This window comes from Pantoea sp. WMus005, from assembly GCF_013415305.1.
Taxonomy (GTDB): Bacteria; Pseudomonadota; Gammaproteobacteria; order Enterobacterales; family Enterobacteriaceae; genus Pantoea; species Pantoea rara.
This window is the reverse complement of record NZ_JACBXU010000001.1, coordinates 806,427-824,425: the sequence shown is the minus strand read 5'-3', so window position 1 is coordinate 824,425 and position 17,999 is coordinate 806,427. Positions and strand designations below refer to the sequence as shown.

Annotated in this window: 20 protein-coding genes and 3 pseudogenes; 15 read left to right on the top strand and 8 right to left on the bottom strand. The window is 50.6% G+C overall.

The features are described 5' to 3' along the window. Positions 1-237 precede the first annotated feature (237 nt). From mdtJ to HZZ01_RS03605, 5 genes are all read left to right on the top strand, one after another. A complete protein-coding gene (mdtJ, locus tag HZZ01_RS03625) occupies positions 238-588 on the top strand; it encodes a multidrug/spermidine efflux SMR transporter subunit MdtJ (RefSeq protein WP_179895539.1) in 351 nt (116 codons plus the stop codon). Then, positions 575-904, top strand: coding sequence for a multidrug/spermidine efflux SMR transporter subunit MdtI (gene mdtI / locus HZZ01_RS03620; protein ID WP_179895538.1), 330 nt, complete (start codon positions 575-577; stop codon positions 902-904). Before mdtJ ends, mdtI begins: the two co-directional genes overlap by 14 nt. A gap of 200 nt (positions 905-1,104) precedes the next feature. Continuing rightward, positions 1,105-2,247, top strand: coding sequence for an acyltransferase (locus HZZ01_RS03615; RefSeq protein ID WP_179895537.1), 1,143 nt, complete (start codon positions 1,105-1,107; stop codon positions 2,245-2,247). Positions 2,248-2,409: 162 nt separating this feature from the next. Continuing rightward, entirely contained in the window at positions 2,410-2,676 is a 267-nt protein-coding gene (locus HZZ01_RS03610; protein WP_179895536.1) for a hypothetical protein, read from the top strand. 93 nt (positions 2,677-2,769) lie between these two features. Next, positions 2,770-2,955, top strand: a complete 186-nt coding sequence (locus HZZ01_RS03605) for a hypothetical protein (protein WP_136198192.1) — start codon at positions 2,770-2,772, stop codon at positions 2,953-2,955. Positions 2,956-3,050: 95 nt separating this feature from the next. On the opposite strand, the gene HZZ01_RS03600 is transcribed toward HZZ01_RS03605, so the two are convergent. Both HZZ01_RS03600 and adhP read right to left on the bottom strand, forming a co-directional pair. After that, positions 3,051-3,188: a hypothetical protein gene (locus HZZ01_RS03600; protein WP_179895535.1), complete on the bottom strand. Its 138-nt coding sequence runs from the start codon at positions 3,186-3,188 to the stop codon at positions 3,051-3,053. Between the two features lie 212 nt (positions 3,189-3,400). Then, entirely contained in the window at positions 3,401-4,423 is a 1,023-nt protein-coding gene (gene adhP / locus HZZ01_RS03595) for an alcohol dehydrogenase AdhP (protein ID WP_179895534.1), read from the bottom strand. Positions 4,424-5,668: 1,245 nt separating this feature from the next. Here adhP and HZZ01_RS03590 point away from each other — a divergent pair. The 4 genes from HZZ01_RS03590 (at position 5,669) to HZZ01_RS03575 (ending at position 7,976) form a co-directional block, all read left to right on the top strand. Beyond that, complete coding sequence (locus HZZ01_RS03590) at positions 5,669-6,271, top strand: hypothetical protein (RefSeq protein WP_179895533.1); 603 nt, start codon at positions 5,669-5,671, stop codon at positions 6,269-6,271. A gap of 111 nt (positions 6,272-6,382) precedes the next feature. Then, complete coding sequence (locus HZZ01_RS03585) at positions 6,383-6,559, top strand: hypothetical protein (RefSeq protein ID WP_179895532.1); 177 nt, start codon at positions 6,383-6,385, stop codon at positions 6,557-6,559. Positions 6,560-6,888: 329 nt separating this feature from the next. Then, on the top strand, positions 6,889-7,536 hold the full coding sequence (locus HZZ01_RS03580; RefSeq protein WP_179895531.1) for a serine protease: 648 nt from the start codon (positions 6,889-6,891) through the stop codon (positions 7,534-7,536). Beyond that, positions 7,533-7,976: a hypothetical protein gene (locus HZZ01_RS03575; RefSeq protein ID WP_179895530.1), complete on the top strand. Its 444-nt coding sequence runs from the start codon at positions 7,533-7,535 to the stop codon at positions 7,974-7,976. The genes HZZ01_RS03580 and HZZ01_RS03575 overlap by 4 nt, the downstream gene beginning before the upstream one ends. A 33-nt stretch (positions 7,977-8,009) precedes the next feature. Here the strand turns inward: HZZ01_RS03575 and HZZ01_RS03570 are convergent. Beyond that, positions 8,010-8,819 (bottom strand): annotated as a pseudogene (locus tag HZZ01_RS03570) (phage portal protein); the annotation flags it as partial. A gap of 160 nt (positions 8,820-8,979) precedes the next feature. Here HZZ01_RS03570 and HZZ01_RS03565 point away from each other — a divergent pair. The 3 genes and pseudogenes from HZZ01_RS03565 to HZZ01_RS20925 all read left to right on the top strand — a co-directional run. Beyond that, a pseudogene (locus tag HZZ01_RS03565) lies at positions 8,980-9,426 on the top strand (phage virion morphogenesis protein). A 52-nt stretch (positions 9,427-9,478) separates the two neighbouring features. After that, entirely contained in the window at positions 9,479-10,237 is a 759-nt protein-coding gene (locus HZZ01_RS03560) for a hypothetical protein (protein ID WP_179895529.1), read from the top strand. A 67-nt stretch (positions 10,238-10,304) separates the two neighbouring features. Then, positions 10,305-10,440 (top strand): annotated as a pseudogene (locus HZZ01_RS20925) (phage baseplate assembly protein V); the annotation flags it as partial. 660 nt (positions 10,441-11,100) lie between these two features. Here HZZ01_RS20925 and HZZ01_RS03555 read toward each other — a convergent pair. The 3 genes from HZZ01_RS03555 to yobA are packed head-to-tail and all read right to left on the bottom strand — an operon-like array spanning position 11,101 to position 12,735. Beyond that, the gene (locus HZZ01_RS03555) at positions 11,101-11,448 is read right to left on the bottom strand and encodes a YebY family protein (protein ID WP_179895528.1); all 348 of its coding nucleotides are present in this window, start codon (positions 11,446-11,448) and stop codon (positions 11,101-11,103) included. 28 nt (positions 11,449-11,476) lie between these two features. Further along, positions 11,477-12,352 (bottom strand): copper homeostasis membrane protein CopD, encoded by an 876-nt coding sequence (copD, locus tag HZZ01_RS03550; protein WP_179895527.1) that lies wholly within the window; start codon positions 12,350-12,352, stop codon positions 11,477-11,479. Positions 12,353-12,357: 5 nt separating this feature from the next. Further along, on the bottom strand, positions 12,358-12,735 hold the full coding sequence (yobA, locus tag HZZ01_RS03545) for a CopC domain-containing protein YobA (RefSeq protein WP_179895526.1): 378 nt from the start codon (positions 12,733-12,735) through the stop codon (positions 12,358-12,360). A 151-nt stretch (positions 12,736-12,886) separates the two neighbouring features. Between yobA and HZZ01_RS03540 the strand changes: the two genes are divergently transcribed. Both HZZ01_RS03540 and exoX read left to right on the top strand, forming a co-directional pair. Beyond that, entirely contained in the window at positions 12,887-13,120 is a 234-nt protein-coding gene (locus HZZ01_RS03540) for a DNA polymerase III subunit theta (protein ID WP_179895525.1), read from the top strand. After that, positions 13,117-13,788: an exodeoxyribonuclease X gene (gene exoX / locus HZZ01_RS03535; RefSeq protein ID WP_179895524.1), complete on the top strand. Its 672-nt coding sequence runs from the start codon at positions 13,117-13,119 to the stop codon at positions 13,786-13,788. The genes HZZ01_RS03540 and exoX overlap by 4 nt, the downstream gene beginning before the upstream one ends. Here exoX and HZZ01_RS03530 read toward each other — a convergent pair. Together HZZ01_RS03530 and HZZ01_RS03525 are read right to left on the bottom strand one after the other, a co-directional pair. Continuing rightward, the gene (locus tag HZZ01_RS03530) at positions 13,782-15,845 is read right to left on the bottom strand and encodes a prolyl oligopeptidase family serine peptidase (protein ID WP_179895523.1); all 2,064 of its coding nucleotides are present in this window, start codon (positions 15,843-15,845) and stop codon (positions 13,782-13,784) included. The two genes, exoX and HZZ01_RS03530, sit on opposite strands and share 7 nt — an antisense overlap. Before the next feature lie 126 nt (positions 15,846-15,971). Beyond that, positions 15,972-16,628 carry a tellurite resistance TerB family protein gene (locus HZZ01_RS03525; protein WP_179897045.1) on the bottom strand — a complete coding sequence of 219 codons (657 nt, stop codon included), beginning with the start codon at positions 16,626-16,628 and terminating at the stop codon, positions 15,972-15,974. A gap of 165 nt (positions 16,629-16,793) precedes the next feature. Between HZZ01_RS03525 and purT the strand changes: the two genes are divergently transcribed. Continuing rightward, positions 16,794-17,972 (top strand): formate-dependent phosphoribosylglycinamide formyltransferase, encoded by a 1,179-nt coding sequence (gene purT, locus HZZ01_RS03520; RefSeq protein ID WP_179895522.1) that lies wholly within the window; start codon positions 16,794-16,796, stop codon positions 17,970-17,972. Positions 17,973-17,999 lie beyond the last annotated feature (27 nt).

The following is a 17,999-nucleotide window of genomic DNA, read 5'->3' as shown; positions in this document are numbered from 1 at the left end:
GCGTGTAGTTAACCGGAGGCACTATCCGTCCACTGATGAGAAGCAACAATGTGGATGCGTTGAAAATTTTATGAGCAGAATGTTCATGTCACACCTTTCCCCCGCTTTCCTTTCTGGCTGGAACGTCGCCGATCAACACTGGCGTAACGCCCTGTAGTCCGCTCACCCCTTCGACACTGTTCTGAGTCTGCCCTCTGTACTGTGGCAGGTCGTCATTTTCGTTGCTGGAGAGCACCCATGCGCGCCTGGGTTTTATTGTCACTCGCTATTATTACTGAAATTATTGGTACCCTTTTTATGAAGTGGTCCAGCCTTAACGGCAGCCATTCAGGTTACCTGCTGATGCTGGCAATGATTGCCTGCTCCTATATTCTGCTGAGTTTTGCCATCAAGCGTATTGCTCTTGGCGTGGCCTATGCCCTGTGGGAAGGAATCGGCATCCTGCTGATTACATTATTCAGCGTGCAGCTGTTTGGTGAAACGCTGTCCGCGATGAAAATCTGCGGGCTGATGACGCTGATCGTCGGGATTGTATTGATCAAGACCGGCACTCAATCATCAGCGGAGGTTAATCATGGTCATCGCTGATTTCGTCCACGCCGCCTGGCTGGCGCTGGCTATCGTGCTGGAGATTGCCGCGAATATATCCCTTAAATATTCTGATGGATTTAAGAAACCGCTACATGGTCTGCTTTCACTCTGCTTTGTGCTGCTCGCGTTCAGCGCACTCGCTCAGGCGGTTAAAGGTATCGATCTGTCGATTGCCTATGCGGTCTGGGGCGCCTTTGGGATTATCGTCACTGTCGCGGCCGGTTGGGTGCTGTTTGGTCAGCGTCTGAACCGGAAAGGCTGGACCGGTCTGACCCTGCTGCTGGCCGGTATGATCCTGCTGAAGCTGGCCTGACAGGCACACTCAATCAGTAATAACGTTTAAGGGTTTGCAGCTGCATGCCCTTAACTTCCCGTGCTGTACCGCCCCTTTCTTGTTGATTTTTTCCTCTTACCTGTGCTCGGAATCTTCTTACTTTTGTAAAGGCCCGTTTACATATCTCTTGCCTTAAGGCTTAGTGAGCGCCGAAAGTCGGATAAAAATGAGGAACAGATATGTCTGCTACACGAGGTTGGTCTACGGAGCTGGAGGGATTGCGTGGCATCGCATCTCTCTGGGTACTGGTTGGCCATATCAGCTTACTGGTTCATTGCCACATCACGCTTATTTCATCGCCTGGCATCGGAGTTGATCTGTTTATTCTGTTATCGGGTTATCTGATGGCGAAAAACTACGTCGAGCGCCAGCAGAAAGAGCCGTGGCAGAGCGCGGAGACCATTAAGAAGTTCTGGATCCGTCGCTTCTTCCGTATCGCCCCGCTCTATTATCTGCTGTTAATCATCGCGCTGATTTATGGCCCGTGGTTTGGCGAGATGCGAGATACTATTGCTCATTTCTATTCCGGCACCGCCACTGAATCATCACGTTACACCGACCAGTCGCTGGCAAACATCCTGACTCACTTCAGCTTCCTGTTTGGCTTGCTGCCTGAATATGGGTTTAATACCGTGCTGCCTGACTGGAGCATCGGGCTGGAGATGCAGTTCTATCTGCTGTTCCCGTTCATTATGCTGGTGACGCTGCGTTTCGGTTATGCGGCCTCGCTGATTGGCATCATGGCGCTCTGCTGCGCCGGTCGGTATGTGCTGGCAGATTATTATGAGGCCTTTGAGATGCCTTCCATGATTCTGATTAAGCTGAACATGTTCCTGGCAGGCATGCTGATGGCCGAAGCGGTTCGCCGTAAATCGCTGCTCTACGTCGCTTTTGCGCTGCTTGGACCGGTGGCGAGCGTGGCGATGGGCCTGGGGGCGATTAAGCTGCAGGTCATTATGGAAGCGCTGATGATCGTCGGTATGACGGCGATTTTGTGGCAATACCCGGAGGGCAGCCTGATGGCAACGCTGATTGCTTTGCCGCGTAAACTGCTGAACAACCGTCTCAGCACCTGGCTGGGCGACGTCTCGTTCTCGGTTTACCTGCTGCACCTGCTGATTGTGATCCCGATGATCGCACTGCTGCTCACGCACACCGACATTGAGTTCAGAAGCGACATGACTCGCTTCCTGATTGTCTGCGTCTCGGCCATCCCGGTGACCTATGCACTCGCCTCTTTACTCTATAAGTATGTTGAGAAGCCCGGCATCCAGATTGGAAAACGTGTTCTGAAGCCAAAGCTGGCTAATCAGACCAGTTAAGTTTGCCAGGAATCCTGATTAAAAAGCCCCTGACTGGGGCTTTTTTTTGCCTCAGTCACCGGTTAGCAGCACTACACAGGCACTCATGCAGTGGTGATGTCAGCACACCTGCTGAGGTGAACTACACTTTCCCGGTTAGCAATCTGACTCAAAGGAGAGAACATGAGCATTCAGCATCTGCTGCTATCCACCGATGGTGGCGCGGTGATCATTGAAGCAGAACAACTCGAAAGTGAGCTGGTTATTCCGCCCCACCTGCAGACCCTGACCGGCAAGGAAGCTGACAGCGATACTGGCCATCGGGTGGCGGTAACAAAGCACTACTGCAAGGGACGCTACTACGCAGTTGCCCTTGATCGTCACGCGGCCAGCAATGAGATCGATGACGTGATCGACCTGCTGCATCCTGCCCCGCTTGATTCGCCTTAGTCGGCCAGCTCCGCACTACCGCTGAATGTCCGGCAGATGAGCACTGTACTGCTGGCAGGCGGCATCTCAATTTTTAAAAAGAGGATAAACATCATGCAAAAGAAGAAGTGGTTTGTTTCATACGTAATTAAGCCAAAAGGTGAAAATCACGTTACGACTCATGCCTTTATCGAAGGCGACGATGTCGAGGAGGCACTGGAAGCCTATATGTTTGAGACTAAAAAAAGTCTGTCGCTGGATACTGAAGAGCTGACGCTGCTGTCGGTGAGTCTGGTTTAAATTCTGATTAACCTCGCATTTGCGGGGTTTTTTATGCCCTGTGTAAGGGTCATTTTTATTTATATTATTTATGATTTCCCTGGTGAGGCACTTAGTTATTTAGTGGGATAAGGCCAGGCGTGATCCACACCCGCCGATGACATCAGCCCGGTTACAGCCAGATATGCCACTATCAGGACAAACAGCACAATTGCCGCAATTTCAATGGATTTAAGTAAATGTTGCTTCGCCATAAATAACCCTCCTTCCGTTGTGTGTAATCAATATCACCTCATAAACTATAATGTTACCGGTAAAGTGCAAGCCAGAATTACATCATGAAACATAAAGCAGAACTTATTAATGTTTGCCGGGATGTGCTGACAGGCATTCAACCAGCGTAGATTTAATATTGCAGGCATAAAAAAGCCCGCAGCGCGCGGGCATCTGGGGTCATCAGTGGTTTTTAATCAGCAGACTGACCGGTAAAGTCGATCACCATTCTGCCGCGGATCTTGCCCTGAACCATCTCTTCGAAGATGTCATTGACCTCACCAATCTTCCTTTTGGTCACCTTCGGCACCACCTTCCCTTCTGCCGCAAACTGGAAGGCTTCTGCCAGATCGTTACGCGTTCCAACCAGCGATCCCACCACCTGGATACCATCAAGCACCAGACGCGGAATATTCAGACTCATCGCTTCCGGTGGCAGGCCGACAGCCACGACGCGACCTCCCGCTCTGACCGCATCCACCGCCGAGTTAAAGGCCGCTTTGGCAACCGCTGTCACCACAGCAGCATGCGCACCGCCGGTTTTCTCCTGAATGAAGCGTACCGCATCTTCGCTGGCAGAGTTGACGACCAGATCGGCACCCATCTCTTTCGCCAGTGCCAGTTGCCCATCGCTCACATCAACGGCGATCACTTTGGCGTTAAAGACGTTTTTGGCGTACTGCAGCGCGAGATTGCCCAGACCGCCAAGGCCATAAATCGCGAGCCACTGACCGGGTTTCACCTCTGACACTTTTACCGCTTTGTAGGTGGTGACACCGGCGCAGGTGACACTACTGGCGGCGTAAGGATCGAGCCCGTCCGGGACTTTAACCGAGTAATCTGCAACGACGATACACTCTTCAGCCATGCCGCCATCAGCGGTAAAACCGGCATTGATGACCTCTCTGCAGAGCGTTTCATTACCGGAGTTACAGTATTGGCAGTGACCGCAGCCTTTGAAAAACCAGGCGACGCTGGCACGATCGCCAGGCTTGAGTGAGGTCACATCTGGTGCAACTTCCTCAACGATACCGATCCCTTCATGACCCAACGTCACACCTGTTTTATCGCCGAAATCACCGTTCTTCACATGCAAATCGGTATGGCATACGCCACAGCACTCCATCCTGAGCCGTGCTTCGCCCGTTTTGAGCGGACGCAGCGTTTTCTCAACCACTTCAACCTTATGTTCACTATTAGCAATTGCCGCTTTCATAAACGTTACTCCTTTTGATTGAAGGTTAAGAATAAGCCAAACAGAGATGATGACAAGATGGCAGGTAAGCTTTAGGTGCGGGTCAGGAAGAGTTAATGCAGCCTTTACGAATAAGCTCAGTATTGAGGTAAGTTTCGTAAGGCATTTGTGCATGTCGACGTTCTGTAAATCAGGAGTGATTTATTGGATGCCAGTGAAGTGCATGTATCATGAATAACCTTGTCAGGCAGTAATTACCGGCTGGCGGTGGTCCCAAATGCTGAATTGCACTATCTGTCGCTTGCGGTGGCCCCGGATGCTGTGAAGCGTTATTTTCTGATGCGGTGGGTCTGGCATGCTGGCTACAAGCCCTTATCATTCTAAGAAGATGCATGATGACGATGCCAGTCAGAAGATGGGCCACGATGGTGTCCCCTCTCTGCCATCACACAGCCAGAAATGAAGGTACTCACCAATGCTACCATCACACAAGGAATAACTTTTTTTAAGAACATAATAAACCCTGGATAAAATTCACCGGGGCAGGTTACAACCCGGTTTTTTTACGTTTAATAGACGTGGAGAACCGTAGAGGGAGGTTATTTAGATATATTGATTAAGTCCAACTTTGGGGAAAATCGTCTGGTTAGGTTTGTTCTGCTGGCAGTCTGCTGGGGAATCACGAGCATAAAATGGACCTAAAATAAGACTCAAAAATTAGTTGGGGAGATGATTTATTTTATAAAATAAGACAGACGTGAGTCTGATTAACTAATCTCTTTGACAGATCTTAACCAGAGAAACCAGATGCTATAATCGCTAAATGACAGCTAAACCCATTAATAAGCACATCACTTCCCTCACACTTTTAACGCTATCGATAAAACAGCAACACTAAAGATTTCTGTATAAAACTAATACCATCGATTGTATTTTATATACACGAAAGAAACGACAACCACCCAGGTTATGCTAAGAAACGCAGCATATTCAGGAATGAACCGAATAAAGATATACAACCCTGCCACAATTACAACAGCAGGAATTAAATAGATAAATGATTGTATAAGCCATAAAAAAACACGTTTCATTTATTCAATATCTCATATAAAGCATCAGCGATTTTTTCTTCGTTATTATCCACAACAATTACCTGTCAGAGTGAGATGGCCATTTTATTTGTAATATCTTATAAGCATACAGAACGTTAGAAGGAACATCCATTCAGACCGGGCTGAATACGTTTAGGCACAGGGTGGCCCGTTCGTGCGCCGTGACGATCTGGCTGTACGCACCTGGTATCAGGCAAGCGAAGATGTGAATGAGTACCGCGAGGAAACCGTGCGTATCAAGGGTGTTTACGCAACTGCAGTTGGCGACGACATGCCAATCTTAACTCGCCTTATTTGGTGGAAGATTGTTCAGAAACATGCCGTTGATTTGGGCTTTGAATTTAAGGACGCGCCTGCGTCCTCTCGGAGTTCTGTCAATAACTGTACTGAGACGACAGGCTCTAAAGCCACTATCGACTTCACAAAGCCTCTTACTCGTGCCGGGCGAAGAAGGATTATTAAGCGATTAAAAGAAAAGCCAGCTCAGGAGCAACCTGAACCGGACAAATATCACTCTGAACGGAGTCATTGCGCAGAACGTGAGGCGCTGAAAAAGAGTTACTTTGAGATCTCCAGGTTAACACTGTCCCACGGTGAAGCTGTCCGCATGATGAAAGATCACAAGATGATAGTTGGTGAGCTTTCTTACTGGAGCGGTACAAACGGGTATCTCTTCCATAGACGTCGCAAAAATGCCACCCCATTAAAACGCTTCAATGCACTAGCGAGAAAAAGAGGCATACAGTTGCCTGATTAATAAAACGGCAGCCGGACTAATCGGAGCCGCACGATTGTTAACGATTTTAGTTCATCATAATTCTGCTCATGCAAACAGTATTTCTTTTGAATAGAAGGAGTTAATCAATTGATGAACATAAATAATCACAGTGAAACGGTTGCACGCATTCAGTTCATTGCTGACGTATCGCTGATCGCACATTGCAAAGAAGATGAATTAAAAATGGCACTGTCGATGATCAGCGACATGGCAGGGACAATCGACACAGCTATTTTCGAAGCCGCTATTTACTGCCAGGCAGAATGATTAGTTGCCCCTTCCCTACCGTTCACTAGCCACCTTTCAGGTGGCTTTTTGCTTCTGCATCAAAGTGCATATGCTTGCATGAATCCGCATGATCCAAATTGGATTGCTATGTGTTTGTAAGGCCAGAGCCGGCGCGCTCAGAGGTGGTACATGCAGATGCATGAAAAGTGATACATAAAGCGGGCAGGCGTGGCGGGGATAGCATTGCGCGCGGAGAAGTAAAACATGTATAACTATAGGTGAATTGACATCCTGCAGATGCGAAAAAACCTGAATAGACCACTTAAGTTCTAAAGTTTTCTCTTACCTACTACCTAAAGAGGATTATTATGATTTCGCCCGTTTTTATAGCATGCATTGGAATCATTGAAAGCAACTTAATCAACCCCCTTGGAACTGCTTTTTTTATTTCAGAAAAAAAACTTGTTACAGCTAGGCATGTAATATCAGGAAGATCAGGAAAAATTGTTGTTATTCCATCTGGTCTTTTGAATTATGATGATTATCAAGACACAACTGTAAGGAAATTCCAATCTTTTTTCGCAACTATAATAGAAGAAGATCCAGTTAAAGATTTATGTATATTAGAAACTGAACAAGTTATTAAGGGACCGCAACTTAATATAACAGGGTTTGATGGAGCTAGTGTTGGTGATGACATTGATGTAATTGGTTATCCGCATTGTGGCGATGGACGGATTGTGCTCACCTTACAAAAAGCCACGGTAGGTGCAAAAGTTTTATTAGATTCAAGCGGCATTAAAACCAAATTTGCTATTATCAATACTCAAACCAGGCCTGGTCAATCAGGCTCTCCGGTTGTATCGAAAAAAGATAATTCTGTTGTCGGCATCTTGATTGGCGCTTATGCAAATCTTTCTGGAGGTTACGTGACTTTTGGAAATAACATAAATCCAAGCGAGCTACACCAAACCACACAATGTATTTCTGCCGAGTATATAAAGGACATGCTATGATTCAGTTGCCTAATGATCCTGCAGATGAGTGGTTGTCGGTATTAAAACCATATCAGCGTTTAACTATAAATGAATTTTTAAAAAGTGGTGACGAGGCTTATGCTATTGATAAATGGTTTAGCTCTAATGGAGTGTCTGATACATCAAAGTTTGGAGCCGGTCAGCCTCATGGTTCTTCAAGAGGACAGTTTTCAAAATTATTTTGGAATGAGTTTAAAAGCTTAATTTGTGGTGATGAAAAGTATCAAGATGAAATAAAAGGTTTTAATGGTATTTTAGAGGAAAATAAATCAAGGATTGTAGGCGCCATTTCAACAATACTAGCTGGAGTATTTGGGGTGACGGCTATATTTATAGCGCCCGTTATTGTATTGGCGATCATCAGCATTACAAAAGTGGGCGTTAATGCATGGTGTAAAATGCCTCCATTGACCAGCTAAAAAATAAAGGTCAGGGTAAACCCTGACCTCCGTTCAATCTAACCGGTATTCATTGAATTTTATCACCTCCATTCCAATCCAAAAATTTAACTCCTTTATTCTTTCTTGTAGTGGCTGCAATTCGTTACGCACAAATACCTGCGCCGCTTTCACCGCGTCACCAAACCCGCCGGAGTTGTCCGGGATAATTCCCATCATCTGCGGCGGCACGCGGTGTGCGCTTAACAGGTCGTCGCGGCTGGCCTTCTTGATGTTAAAGAAATCGTCTTTCGTTGCCACTTCACTGAGCGGCAGGATCTTGATGCCGTCCGGCTTACCGTTCGGCGCGTACATAAACAGATTGCGGAAGTTACCCAGCCCTTTCGTGTCGCGCATCGCCTGGCGCATCCGGTCAACGTCGCTGCTGCTCTGCGCCGCGTCGGTCATATACAGGATGTAACCGGCGTGCGCGCTGTTCTGGTAATACTTGCGGCGGAACAGCGTTGCCGCCTCATTCAGCCAGGCGGAGTTAAGCGCGCTGAGATATTCAGGCAGCCCGTACAGCTCCTGATTGATATCCGGCTCCAGCAGGTGAAACATGCTGCCGGCCGAAAATTCGTGCGGCTCTTTCCAGTCATTCACAAACCAGTAAACGCCATCCTTCACGCCCCTGCGGGTGAATTTGGCCGGGCTAGTTTCAAGGCGCAGCGGTTTACCCAGGCTGTTAAGGCGCACCCCGGCAAAGGCGTTACCGAAGACCAGATAATCCAGCACGAACTTGCTGAACGCCCGCTGACTTATCATCGGGGGCGGAATAAGCGTTGAGGCCAGAATGTTTCGCTTCACGTAAATCGGCGAGCGATATCAGCTTTGAACTGCAGCTGAGCGAGCGCGTACGCGTAATAGTGAATCAGACCGACGACGGGCTACGCGTGACCCACGTCGGCGAGAACCCACTGTCAGAGAATGTCGCGCGGCCGCTACAGCTTTACGTTTAGAGTGAGCTGGTCAGAGAGTGGCAGGCATGTGCGAGTTGCGGCTGGTAAATGACTGGCTGGAGGCGCTTATTAACAGCCTGTCAGCCCCGGTGCGTAAGGAAATGGCGCGAATAATTACGATGAAGCTTCACGCGAGTAAGCAGCAGAATATCAAACGCCAGCACGCACCAGACAGCAAGCCATTTAAGCCCCGCAAAACGCAGCAGGTGCGCAGCAAAAAGGGCAGGATAAAGCGTGAGATGTTCGCAAAGCTGCGCACCGCTAAATACATGAAGACGCAGGCCAGTCTGGATGGGCCCATTATCAAGTTTGCGGGTAATGCGCAGCGGATGGCCCGCGTGCATCATTTCGGGCTGCGCGGCCGGTGAGCGCGTAAAGGTAAAGAGGTGCAGTATGAATCAAGACCATTGATGGGTATCTCAAAACGGGATATTTCAATTATTGAGGAGTTGGTGATAAATTCTTTGACATAAAACTTAAATGACTGGACGATCGCTTAATGAAATATCATGAATGGAGGCTATTATGCTATTTGAAAATTTCTTTTCTTTAGATTCACTCATTGCGCTTACTTTCTCAGCGGCCCTGACCATAAAATATTTGAAAATAAATTTTAAGACGGAAATAAGGAATCAAAGTCACAATATTAATGGTAATAATAATACGATAAACATATATGAAATGGATAAGATAAATAAAAAGAACTTTAAGACCCTCTCGATAATGATAGCGGCATTTCTTTTGGTAATCTTTCCAGTCTATCCATCTTTATTTATCGGGATCATGAAGTCCTTTTCATGGCTACCATTGGTAATATGTTTTTTGGGTGTATCTTTTCAAATATATATGCGAGGCATGAGGCGCTTATATGATTTAGTATATCTCATTCCATCGTTAATTGTTGGTGTACTTATGTATCATGCAGTATATCTTGCATATCATGAGGGTTACATTCACACCGGCATTTACTCTAGAGTTTTCAATTATCTTTCAGAACCTTACGTCAACATTGCTTATCTGGAAGGTCTCAACATGCTTTTAGTTGAGCTTGCTGCCTACTTAGGATTTATCTTTCTTTTCCTGAGTGCTATATATATTTCATTTTCTTTTATAGTTGAAAGGGATTTCGATTCAGCTAATAAGTATATTTTCCATTGGACAATTACTGCTTTTATTTGCAACTTTCTGGCTTCTGGGATGATGTTTGAGTATGTGCATGGAGGCTTTAGCTACATAGAATACGCTTATAAGTTACTTTTATATTTCTTTATGAATATTGTATGAATGTTTGCTGATTCCCAGGCAAACAATCACAACTCTACTTTGTAAAAAATTGGGGCATTTTAGCCCCATGAACGAACAACTTACAGAAATCCAGTGTCTGCTGCGTAACCTGATCCGTGTCGGCCGTCAATCTTGATGGCGGGCTCTGCCGCGTCGATACAGGAAAAAACACAACTTACTGGCTGCACTGGCTGCGCCCGCGCGGTTAAAACCGCGCCTGGATTAGCAGACTGCAACTGCATGTACCCCTTTACCTGATGTCAGACCATGAGCACTCCCTCAAAACGGCAAGCATCACATGTCTGATGATCATTACGGTGTCCGCATCGTCGAAGGCAACGATGATAGGGGCACAATTTCTACCACAGTCGTAAAATGGTCTGCACCGTACAGGATATTGATGCTGAAACCGCAATATAAGCGAATTTATCGCGTCAGGGTTCAGGCAAGTTGCATGGTTATTCACTAAAGGATAGAAAGGCGGGTTCGTTAAACTTAATCCGCTGGCATTGATGGCGAAGAAAAATGGCGACAAAGTGGCGGCACAGAGTCCAGCAGAGTAGAACAGAAGGCAACAGGGTGGCGTTTAACTCATTGATTTTAATCTAAGATGCTGTTTTTAAATGCCAACCAAAAAAAGACCGAATACGATTCCTATATTCGGTCCAGGGAAATGGCTCTCAAGGAGCCGTGCGCTAAAAGTTGGCATTTATGAAGGCGGTGTCGCCTTGCCATTTAAGACTAGAACAGCGTGGTGAAAATTCCAGCAAACGCAGGACTCAGGGCCATAAACAGGATCAGTTTGTGATCGCAGCGGCAAAAAATCGGGGTTTGGGCGCAGCGCGATGCTGCACCCAGAAGGTTTATTTACCGCACAGCGCCTGGGTGCGCTCAACAATCGGTTGCAGGCTCATCATCTGGCCCGGATGCGCTTTGTCTTCGGCCCGGATCACGCTGATTGGCTGCGCTTTCACCTGTTTGTTTTTGAACAGCGTGTCGGCGATATCGTTCAGCGGATAGGTCATTAGCGTGCTTGGGTTGATGACAAACATCGCACCATCTTTCTCGCACGTCAGCATCACCTCTTCACGGTTGAACGGCCACTTCTCTTTACCGATCTCAAAGCGGCTGACGGTAATGATTTGTGCCGCCAGCGCCTGGCCGCATACGGATAACAACAGGATTGCGGGGATCACTTTCTTCAGCAACATAACTACCCTTTTCTCTCTTGAACCACATTCAGGCTGGCGACAGCGTGGCAAATACGCTCACCAGCCCAACCACTCCACACGCCAGCAACAGTTCAAGCTGCGTCATGCGAATAAATTTTTGCTGTGTCCCGCTGCCCGCCAGGCGGAATCGCGGCACCAGCCAGTATCGATTGAACAGCGCCACCAGCACCATCAGAGCAACCAGCAGCACTTTAGACAACAGCAATACAATGTAGCGTGAATCGTGCCACATGAGTGGCCAGCCTGCGATCATCACGCTGTTTATCACGCCGCTCAGCAGTGTTAACGCGACCGCCAGGTGACCATAGCGCGAAAAACGCATCATGGTGCGGATGGCGTCGCTGCGGCGATCGATCTGGCGCGCCTCGCGCATCAGCAGTAGCAAGGGAAACAATCCCCCCACCCAGAACGCAGAAGCTATCAGATGTATGGCGTGATTAAACTGTTGAAGCAGACCGGGCCAGCCATCGCGCATCGCGGCATGACCAATCAGGGCCATACAAGCCAGTTGCAGCACGCCAGCCAGCAACAACACCTGTTGACGAAGCTTTCCGGTCAGTAATAGCGCGATAACGGCCAGCACGCTGTAAATCATTTCCCACTGCCACACTGCACCGAAGTGCGTGCCCAGCACCGCCAGCCATATGTCGATATCGGCCAGGTTAGTGCTGTCGCCGCTCATTAATACATTCTGGCAGGCCAGCATCGCCAGCGCACTCAGCAGCGCCAGCCAGGCGCTCCCCTTCACCAGCGGGTTTAATCGTAGCGCCAGCATTGGACGATAGCGTTTAGGTGCCAGCAGTGCGCTGTAGCAGGCGCTACCGGTCAGCAGCATCACGGCGGCGAAATGCAGTGCGCGTAGCACTATCCAGAGCGTGGTCACCGGGGTTACTTCACGCTAAAGCGATAGCTTCCTGCGGTTTTATGGCCATCTACCGACAGCACGTGCCAGTTAACCTGATAACTGCCCGCTTTCAGCGGCTGAGACAGGCCAACAATCAGTCGGTTTTTTTGATCTGACTCGACGCGGGCGTTGGCGGTCGCGACAGGTGTCTGAGCGCTATCCAGCAGCGTGATGCCGCTGAATGCCGCTTCAATATCTTCACTGAAGTTCAGCGTCAGCGCATCGGGGGATGTGGTGACCTGCGCTTTGGCCGCCGGGAGGGAAAACTGAAGATGCGCATGCGCCGCAGCCAGCGAGCTGAATGCCATCAGTCCGGCTGCTGCTAATGCAATAACCATGCGGTAAATGCGTTTTTTCTGCATAAAATCATCCTTTTAACCGCCGCCAGGGCGATAAACGTAGCAAAAGGATACGCTGCTGGTTTTACACTGTCGAGGCCAGCGATGCGATCCTTTATCCTTGATTCAGACCGCCGAAAACATTACTTTTGCCCGCTATCGTCAGGAGAATAGTATGAGCCATAACCTTGCCCTGGTGTCCCAGGAAGAGAAAGACAAGATCAATGTCGATTTGGCGGCAGCGGGCGTAGCGTTTAAAGAGCGCTATAACATGCCAGTGGTTGCCGAAATGGTGGCGCAGGAGCAGCCCGAAGCGCTGCGTGACTGGTTTCGCCAGCGTCTGATGCAATACCGCCAGGCGTCGCTTAGCCTGTCGCGCCTTCCTTATGAACCGAAGATGAAGCAATGATGTTTCGCGTTATTGATACCGAAACCTGCGGCCTGCAGGGCGGCGTGGTTGAAGTTGCGTCCGTCGATGTTGTCAACGGACAGATTGTGAATCCGATGAGCGATCTCACTCTGCCCGACCGCCCTATCAGCCGTCAGGCGATGGCGGTACATCGCATCACCGAAGCGATGGTCGCCGGTAAACCGACGATCGAAGAGGCGATACCGCGCTATTACGGCAGCGCCTTTTATGTGGCGCATAACGCCAGTTTTGATCGCCGGATGCTGCCGGAGATGTACGGTGAATGGATCTGCACCATGCAGCTGGCGCGTCAGCTCTGGCCGGGCATTAAATATGGCAACCAGGCACTGCGTCATTCATTGAAGCTGGATGTGACGCCGCCCGCTGACCTGCATGCGCACCGCGCACTCTATGACTGCTATGTCACGGCGGCACTGCTGATCCGTATTATGGAGACCTCTGGCTGGAGTGCCTCCGAGATGATTGTACGTTCACAACCGGCGGCCCAGCGCGACGACATTCTGCCGTTTGGCAAATATCGCGGCCAGGCAATTGCGGTGATAGCAAGGAAAGATCCGGGCTACCTGAAGTGGGTACTGAATAATGTCAGCGATCTGCGCCCGCCATTGCGGCAGGCGCTGAATAAATACCTGTCAGAGTTTCAGTAATCCTGAGCGGGCGGTAAGGTGCCCTGCGCCAGGCCGAGCAGGAAGGTGTATTCCATCGCGATCCCTTCATAGGCTTTGTAGCGGCCCGACTTGCCGCCGTGCCCGGCATCCATATCGGTGCAGAGCAGCAGCAGGTTATTATCGGTTTTCATCGATCTCAGCTTCGCTACCCACTTTGCCGGTTCCCAGTACTGCACCTGTGAATCGTGCAGGCCGGTAGTGACCAGCAGATGCGGATAATCCTTTGCCTCGATATTGTCATAAGGGCTGTACTGGCGGATGTAGCGGTAGTATTCCGGATCGCTGGGATTGCCCCATTCATCATACTCGCCAGTAGTCAGCGGAATCGACTCATCCAGCATCGTAGTGACGACATCCACAAACGGCACCTGAGCCACCACACCGTGGAATCGCTGCGGAGCCAGGTTAATCACCCCACCCATCAGCAGGCCGCCCGCGCTGCCTCCCATCGCATAGAGCCGTTCCGGGTGGCCGATGCCGCGTGCCACCAGCGCATCAGTGACATCAATAAAGTCGGTGAAACTGTTCATTTTATTCAACAGGCGACCGCCGTCATACCATTGCTGCCCCAGCTCACCGCCACCGCGCACCTGTATCAGCGCATAGACAAAGCCGCGATCCAGCAGGCTCAGGCGGCTGACGCTGAAATCGGCATCCATGCTGCTGCCGTAGGCACCGTAGCCATAGACCAGCATCGGGTTCTGACCGGGCTGATAATGTTTGCGGTGATAGACCAGCGAGACCGGCACTTCGGTGCCATCACTGACCTTGATCCAGTGATGCTCGCTTTTGTAATCTTCCGCGTTAAACCCTTTTACCGCGCTCTGCTTCAGGATGCGGCGTTCGCCGGTATCCATATCCAGTTCAAAAAGCGTGGTCGGCGTAGTCATCGATGAATAACCGTAACGCAGTTTGCTGGTGCGCGGCGTTGGATTGTAGGCCAGCCAGGTCACATAAGTGGGATCGTCAAAAGCGATGCCGCTGGTCTCGCCGCTGGCCCAGTTTATCTGCCGCAGGCTGGTTAAGCCGCGCTGACGCTCTTCGACGACCAGCCAGTCGCGAAACAGCTGGAAGTCTTCCATGACCACCTGTTCCCGGGCCGGGATCAGCGTTTCCCAGCGTGACTCATCCAGATAGCGACTGCGGTAGAGACCGAAGTTTTTGCCATCCCGGTTAGATCGAATGAAAAACTGATGATCGTAATGGTCGATGCTGTATTCATGATCGCGGCGGCGCGGCAGAAAGACATGCGGCTGTGCGTCAGGGAAGTTAGCATCAATCAGCTGGATTTCGCTGGTGTTGGTGCTGTAGAGCGCAATCATGATGAACTGTTTGGAGGTGCTCTTGTGCACGCTGAGATGATAGGTGTCATCCTGCTCTTCATAGACCAGCTGGTCATCAGACTGAGGCGAGCCGAGTTCATGTCGCCAGACCTGATAAGAGAGCAGTGTCTGCGGGTGCTTGCGCACATAGTAAACGGTGCACGAATCGTTGCCCCAGGCAAAGCTGGATGAGGCGTTACTCAATACTTCGGGATACCAGCTACCGCTTTCAAGGTTGCGGAAACGGATGCCATATTGCCGCCGCGACAGAAAATCTTCAGCCAGCGCCATGAGACGGTTATCGGGGCTGATGTGCAGCGCGCCCATGGTGTAGAAATCGCTGTGTGAAGCGCGCTGGTTGGCATCCAGCAACAGGCTCCACTCGCCTGACTCCTCACTAGCTGCGGGCTGACGGTAATAGGCCGGATATTCGTTACCGGTCTGGTAACGACTCTGATAGCGGTAGCCATTTTTCACATAGGGCACTGAGTGATCTTCGGGCGGCAGCCGATCAATGATCTCTTTTAATACCCGGTCCTGAAGCGGCTGTTGTGAAGACATGATTTTTTTGCCGTAATTATTTTCGGCACGCAGGTAATCAAGAACCTCGCTGTTTTCGCGTTTGTCATCGCGCAGCCAGTAATAATTGTCAACGCGGGTCTCGCCATGCAGCGTCATCTCATGGGGTATTTTTTTTGCGATGGGTGCTTTCATCCATTCGTCTCCATCAACATAATGATCTGTAAGCGTAACACTTCAGCGGCCGGAAGCCAGAGATGACGAGAGAAGCTGCCGCTGGCTCAGCACGTCCTGTAAGCCGCCAGCGGAGTCGTAATGGAATTAACTGGCGGGCAGACGGGCTTTTTCAGCCTCAAGATCCTGCTGAATGCCGTCGCGCACATCCTGAGGGATTTTCAGCGCGTCACCCAGCGCGGAGAGATAGCTGCGCTCCATAAAGTGATCCACGTCGATGGCGGCACAGCTCAGGAAATAAAGCTCCAGCGCTTCCTCTTCATTTTTCACATCGGCGGCCAGCCACTGGGGATCCAGCGGGCGGTTCATCGCTTTCTGAATCAGCCGTTCTGCATCCTGACCATAACCGGATTGATGAATATTCTGCTCGATGGCTGCCCGCTCCTGATCGTCGATGTGCCCATCGCTTTTGGCGGCAAACACCAGCGCGGTCACCAGACGTTCGGCGCGCAGATCAACAGGCGTCTGCGCCACACCGAAGTCAGGTTCATTCTGGTGCGCCTCGCTGACCCGCTGTTTGTATTTGTTCCACAGCACCGCGCCAGCCGCCGCGCCACCCCCCACAATCAGGGCTTTGCCGCCATATTTAGTCAGCAGTTTGCGCGACGACTTGCTGGAGATCAGCATCGCGGCCAGACCGCCCAGTGCGCCGGGTGCCAGCATGTCGCTTAAGCCACCGCCCGATTTTCCGTCACCGCCCTTCTTTGTCAGCACCGACTGAATCTGTTGCAACCAGTTATTCATCATTCACTCCTTTCAGGATGTCAGCCGCTATCCTGCCCAAAAGGATGTCAGGAAACGTCAGAGCGGGAAAAGTACGGCAAAAAGCGGTATCAACTGCGCGAAAGATGAGAAAGCAAACGTTTTCGTTTATACTTGCGCGCGAATTTTGACTGCTTAGGGGAATGTATGACGACTCTCGGAACAGCGCTGCGTCCGGCGGCAACGCGTGTGATGTTATTGGGTTCAGGTGAACTGGGTAAAGAAGTGGCGCTGGAGTGTCAGCGTCTGGGTGTGGAGGTGATCGCGGTTGATCGTTACGCCGATGCGCCGGCAATGCATGTCGCCCATCGCAGCCATGTCATTAACATGCTGGATGGCGCGGCGCTGGCAGCATTGATAGCCGTTGAGAAGCCTGACTTTGTGGTACCGGAAATCGAAGCCATCGCCACCGATACGCTGGTTGAGCTGGAGCAGCAAGGCCAGCGTGTAGTTCCGACCGCCCGCGCTGCACGACTCACCATGAATCGCGAAGGCATTCGCCGCCTGGCGGCTGAAGAGCTGTCACTGCCGACCTCACGCTATCGCTTTGCGGACAGCAAGGTACGCTTCGATGAAGCCGCCACAGAGATCGGTTTCCCCTGCATTGTGAAGCCGGTAATGAGCTCATCGGGCAAAGGCCAGAGCTTTATCCGCGACGCCAGCCAGCTCGATAAAGCCTGGGACTATGCGCAACAGGGTGGCCGTGCCGGTGCCGGTCGCGTCATCGTTGAAGGCGTCGTCAACTTCGATTTCGAGATCACCCTGCTCACCATCAGCGCCGTCGATGGCATTCACTTCTGTGCGCCGATTGGTCACCGTCAGGAGGATGGCGATTACCGCGAGTCCTGGCAGCCGCAGCAGATGAGTGAACTGGCGCTGCAACGGGCGCAGGATGTTGCCGCGCAGGTCGTTAAGGCGCTGGGCGGCTATGGCCTGTTTGGCGTTGAGCTGTTTGTCTGCGGTGATGAGGTGGTGTTCAGCGAAGTTTCACCGCGTCCACACGATACCGGCATGGTCACGCTGATTTCGCAGGATCTGTCAGAGTTTGCGCTGCACGTGCGGGCGTTCCTGGGGCTACCGATTGGTGGGATTCGTCAGTATGGTCCGTCCGCTTCCGCTGTTATCCTGCCGCAACTGACCAGTCAGAACGTGCAGTTTGTGAATGTCGAAGCGGCACTGGGTGCCGGTCTGCAACTGCGACTGTTCGGCAAGCCGGAGATCAGTGGGCAACGTCGTCTTGGTGTGGCGCTCGCCAGCGGTGACAGCACCGATCAGGCGATTGCGCGTGCCATTGCCAGCGCCGCCGCGGTCACGGTTCAGGGGTAAAGATGTGCGGTGAGCAGGTGCTCACCG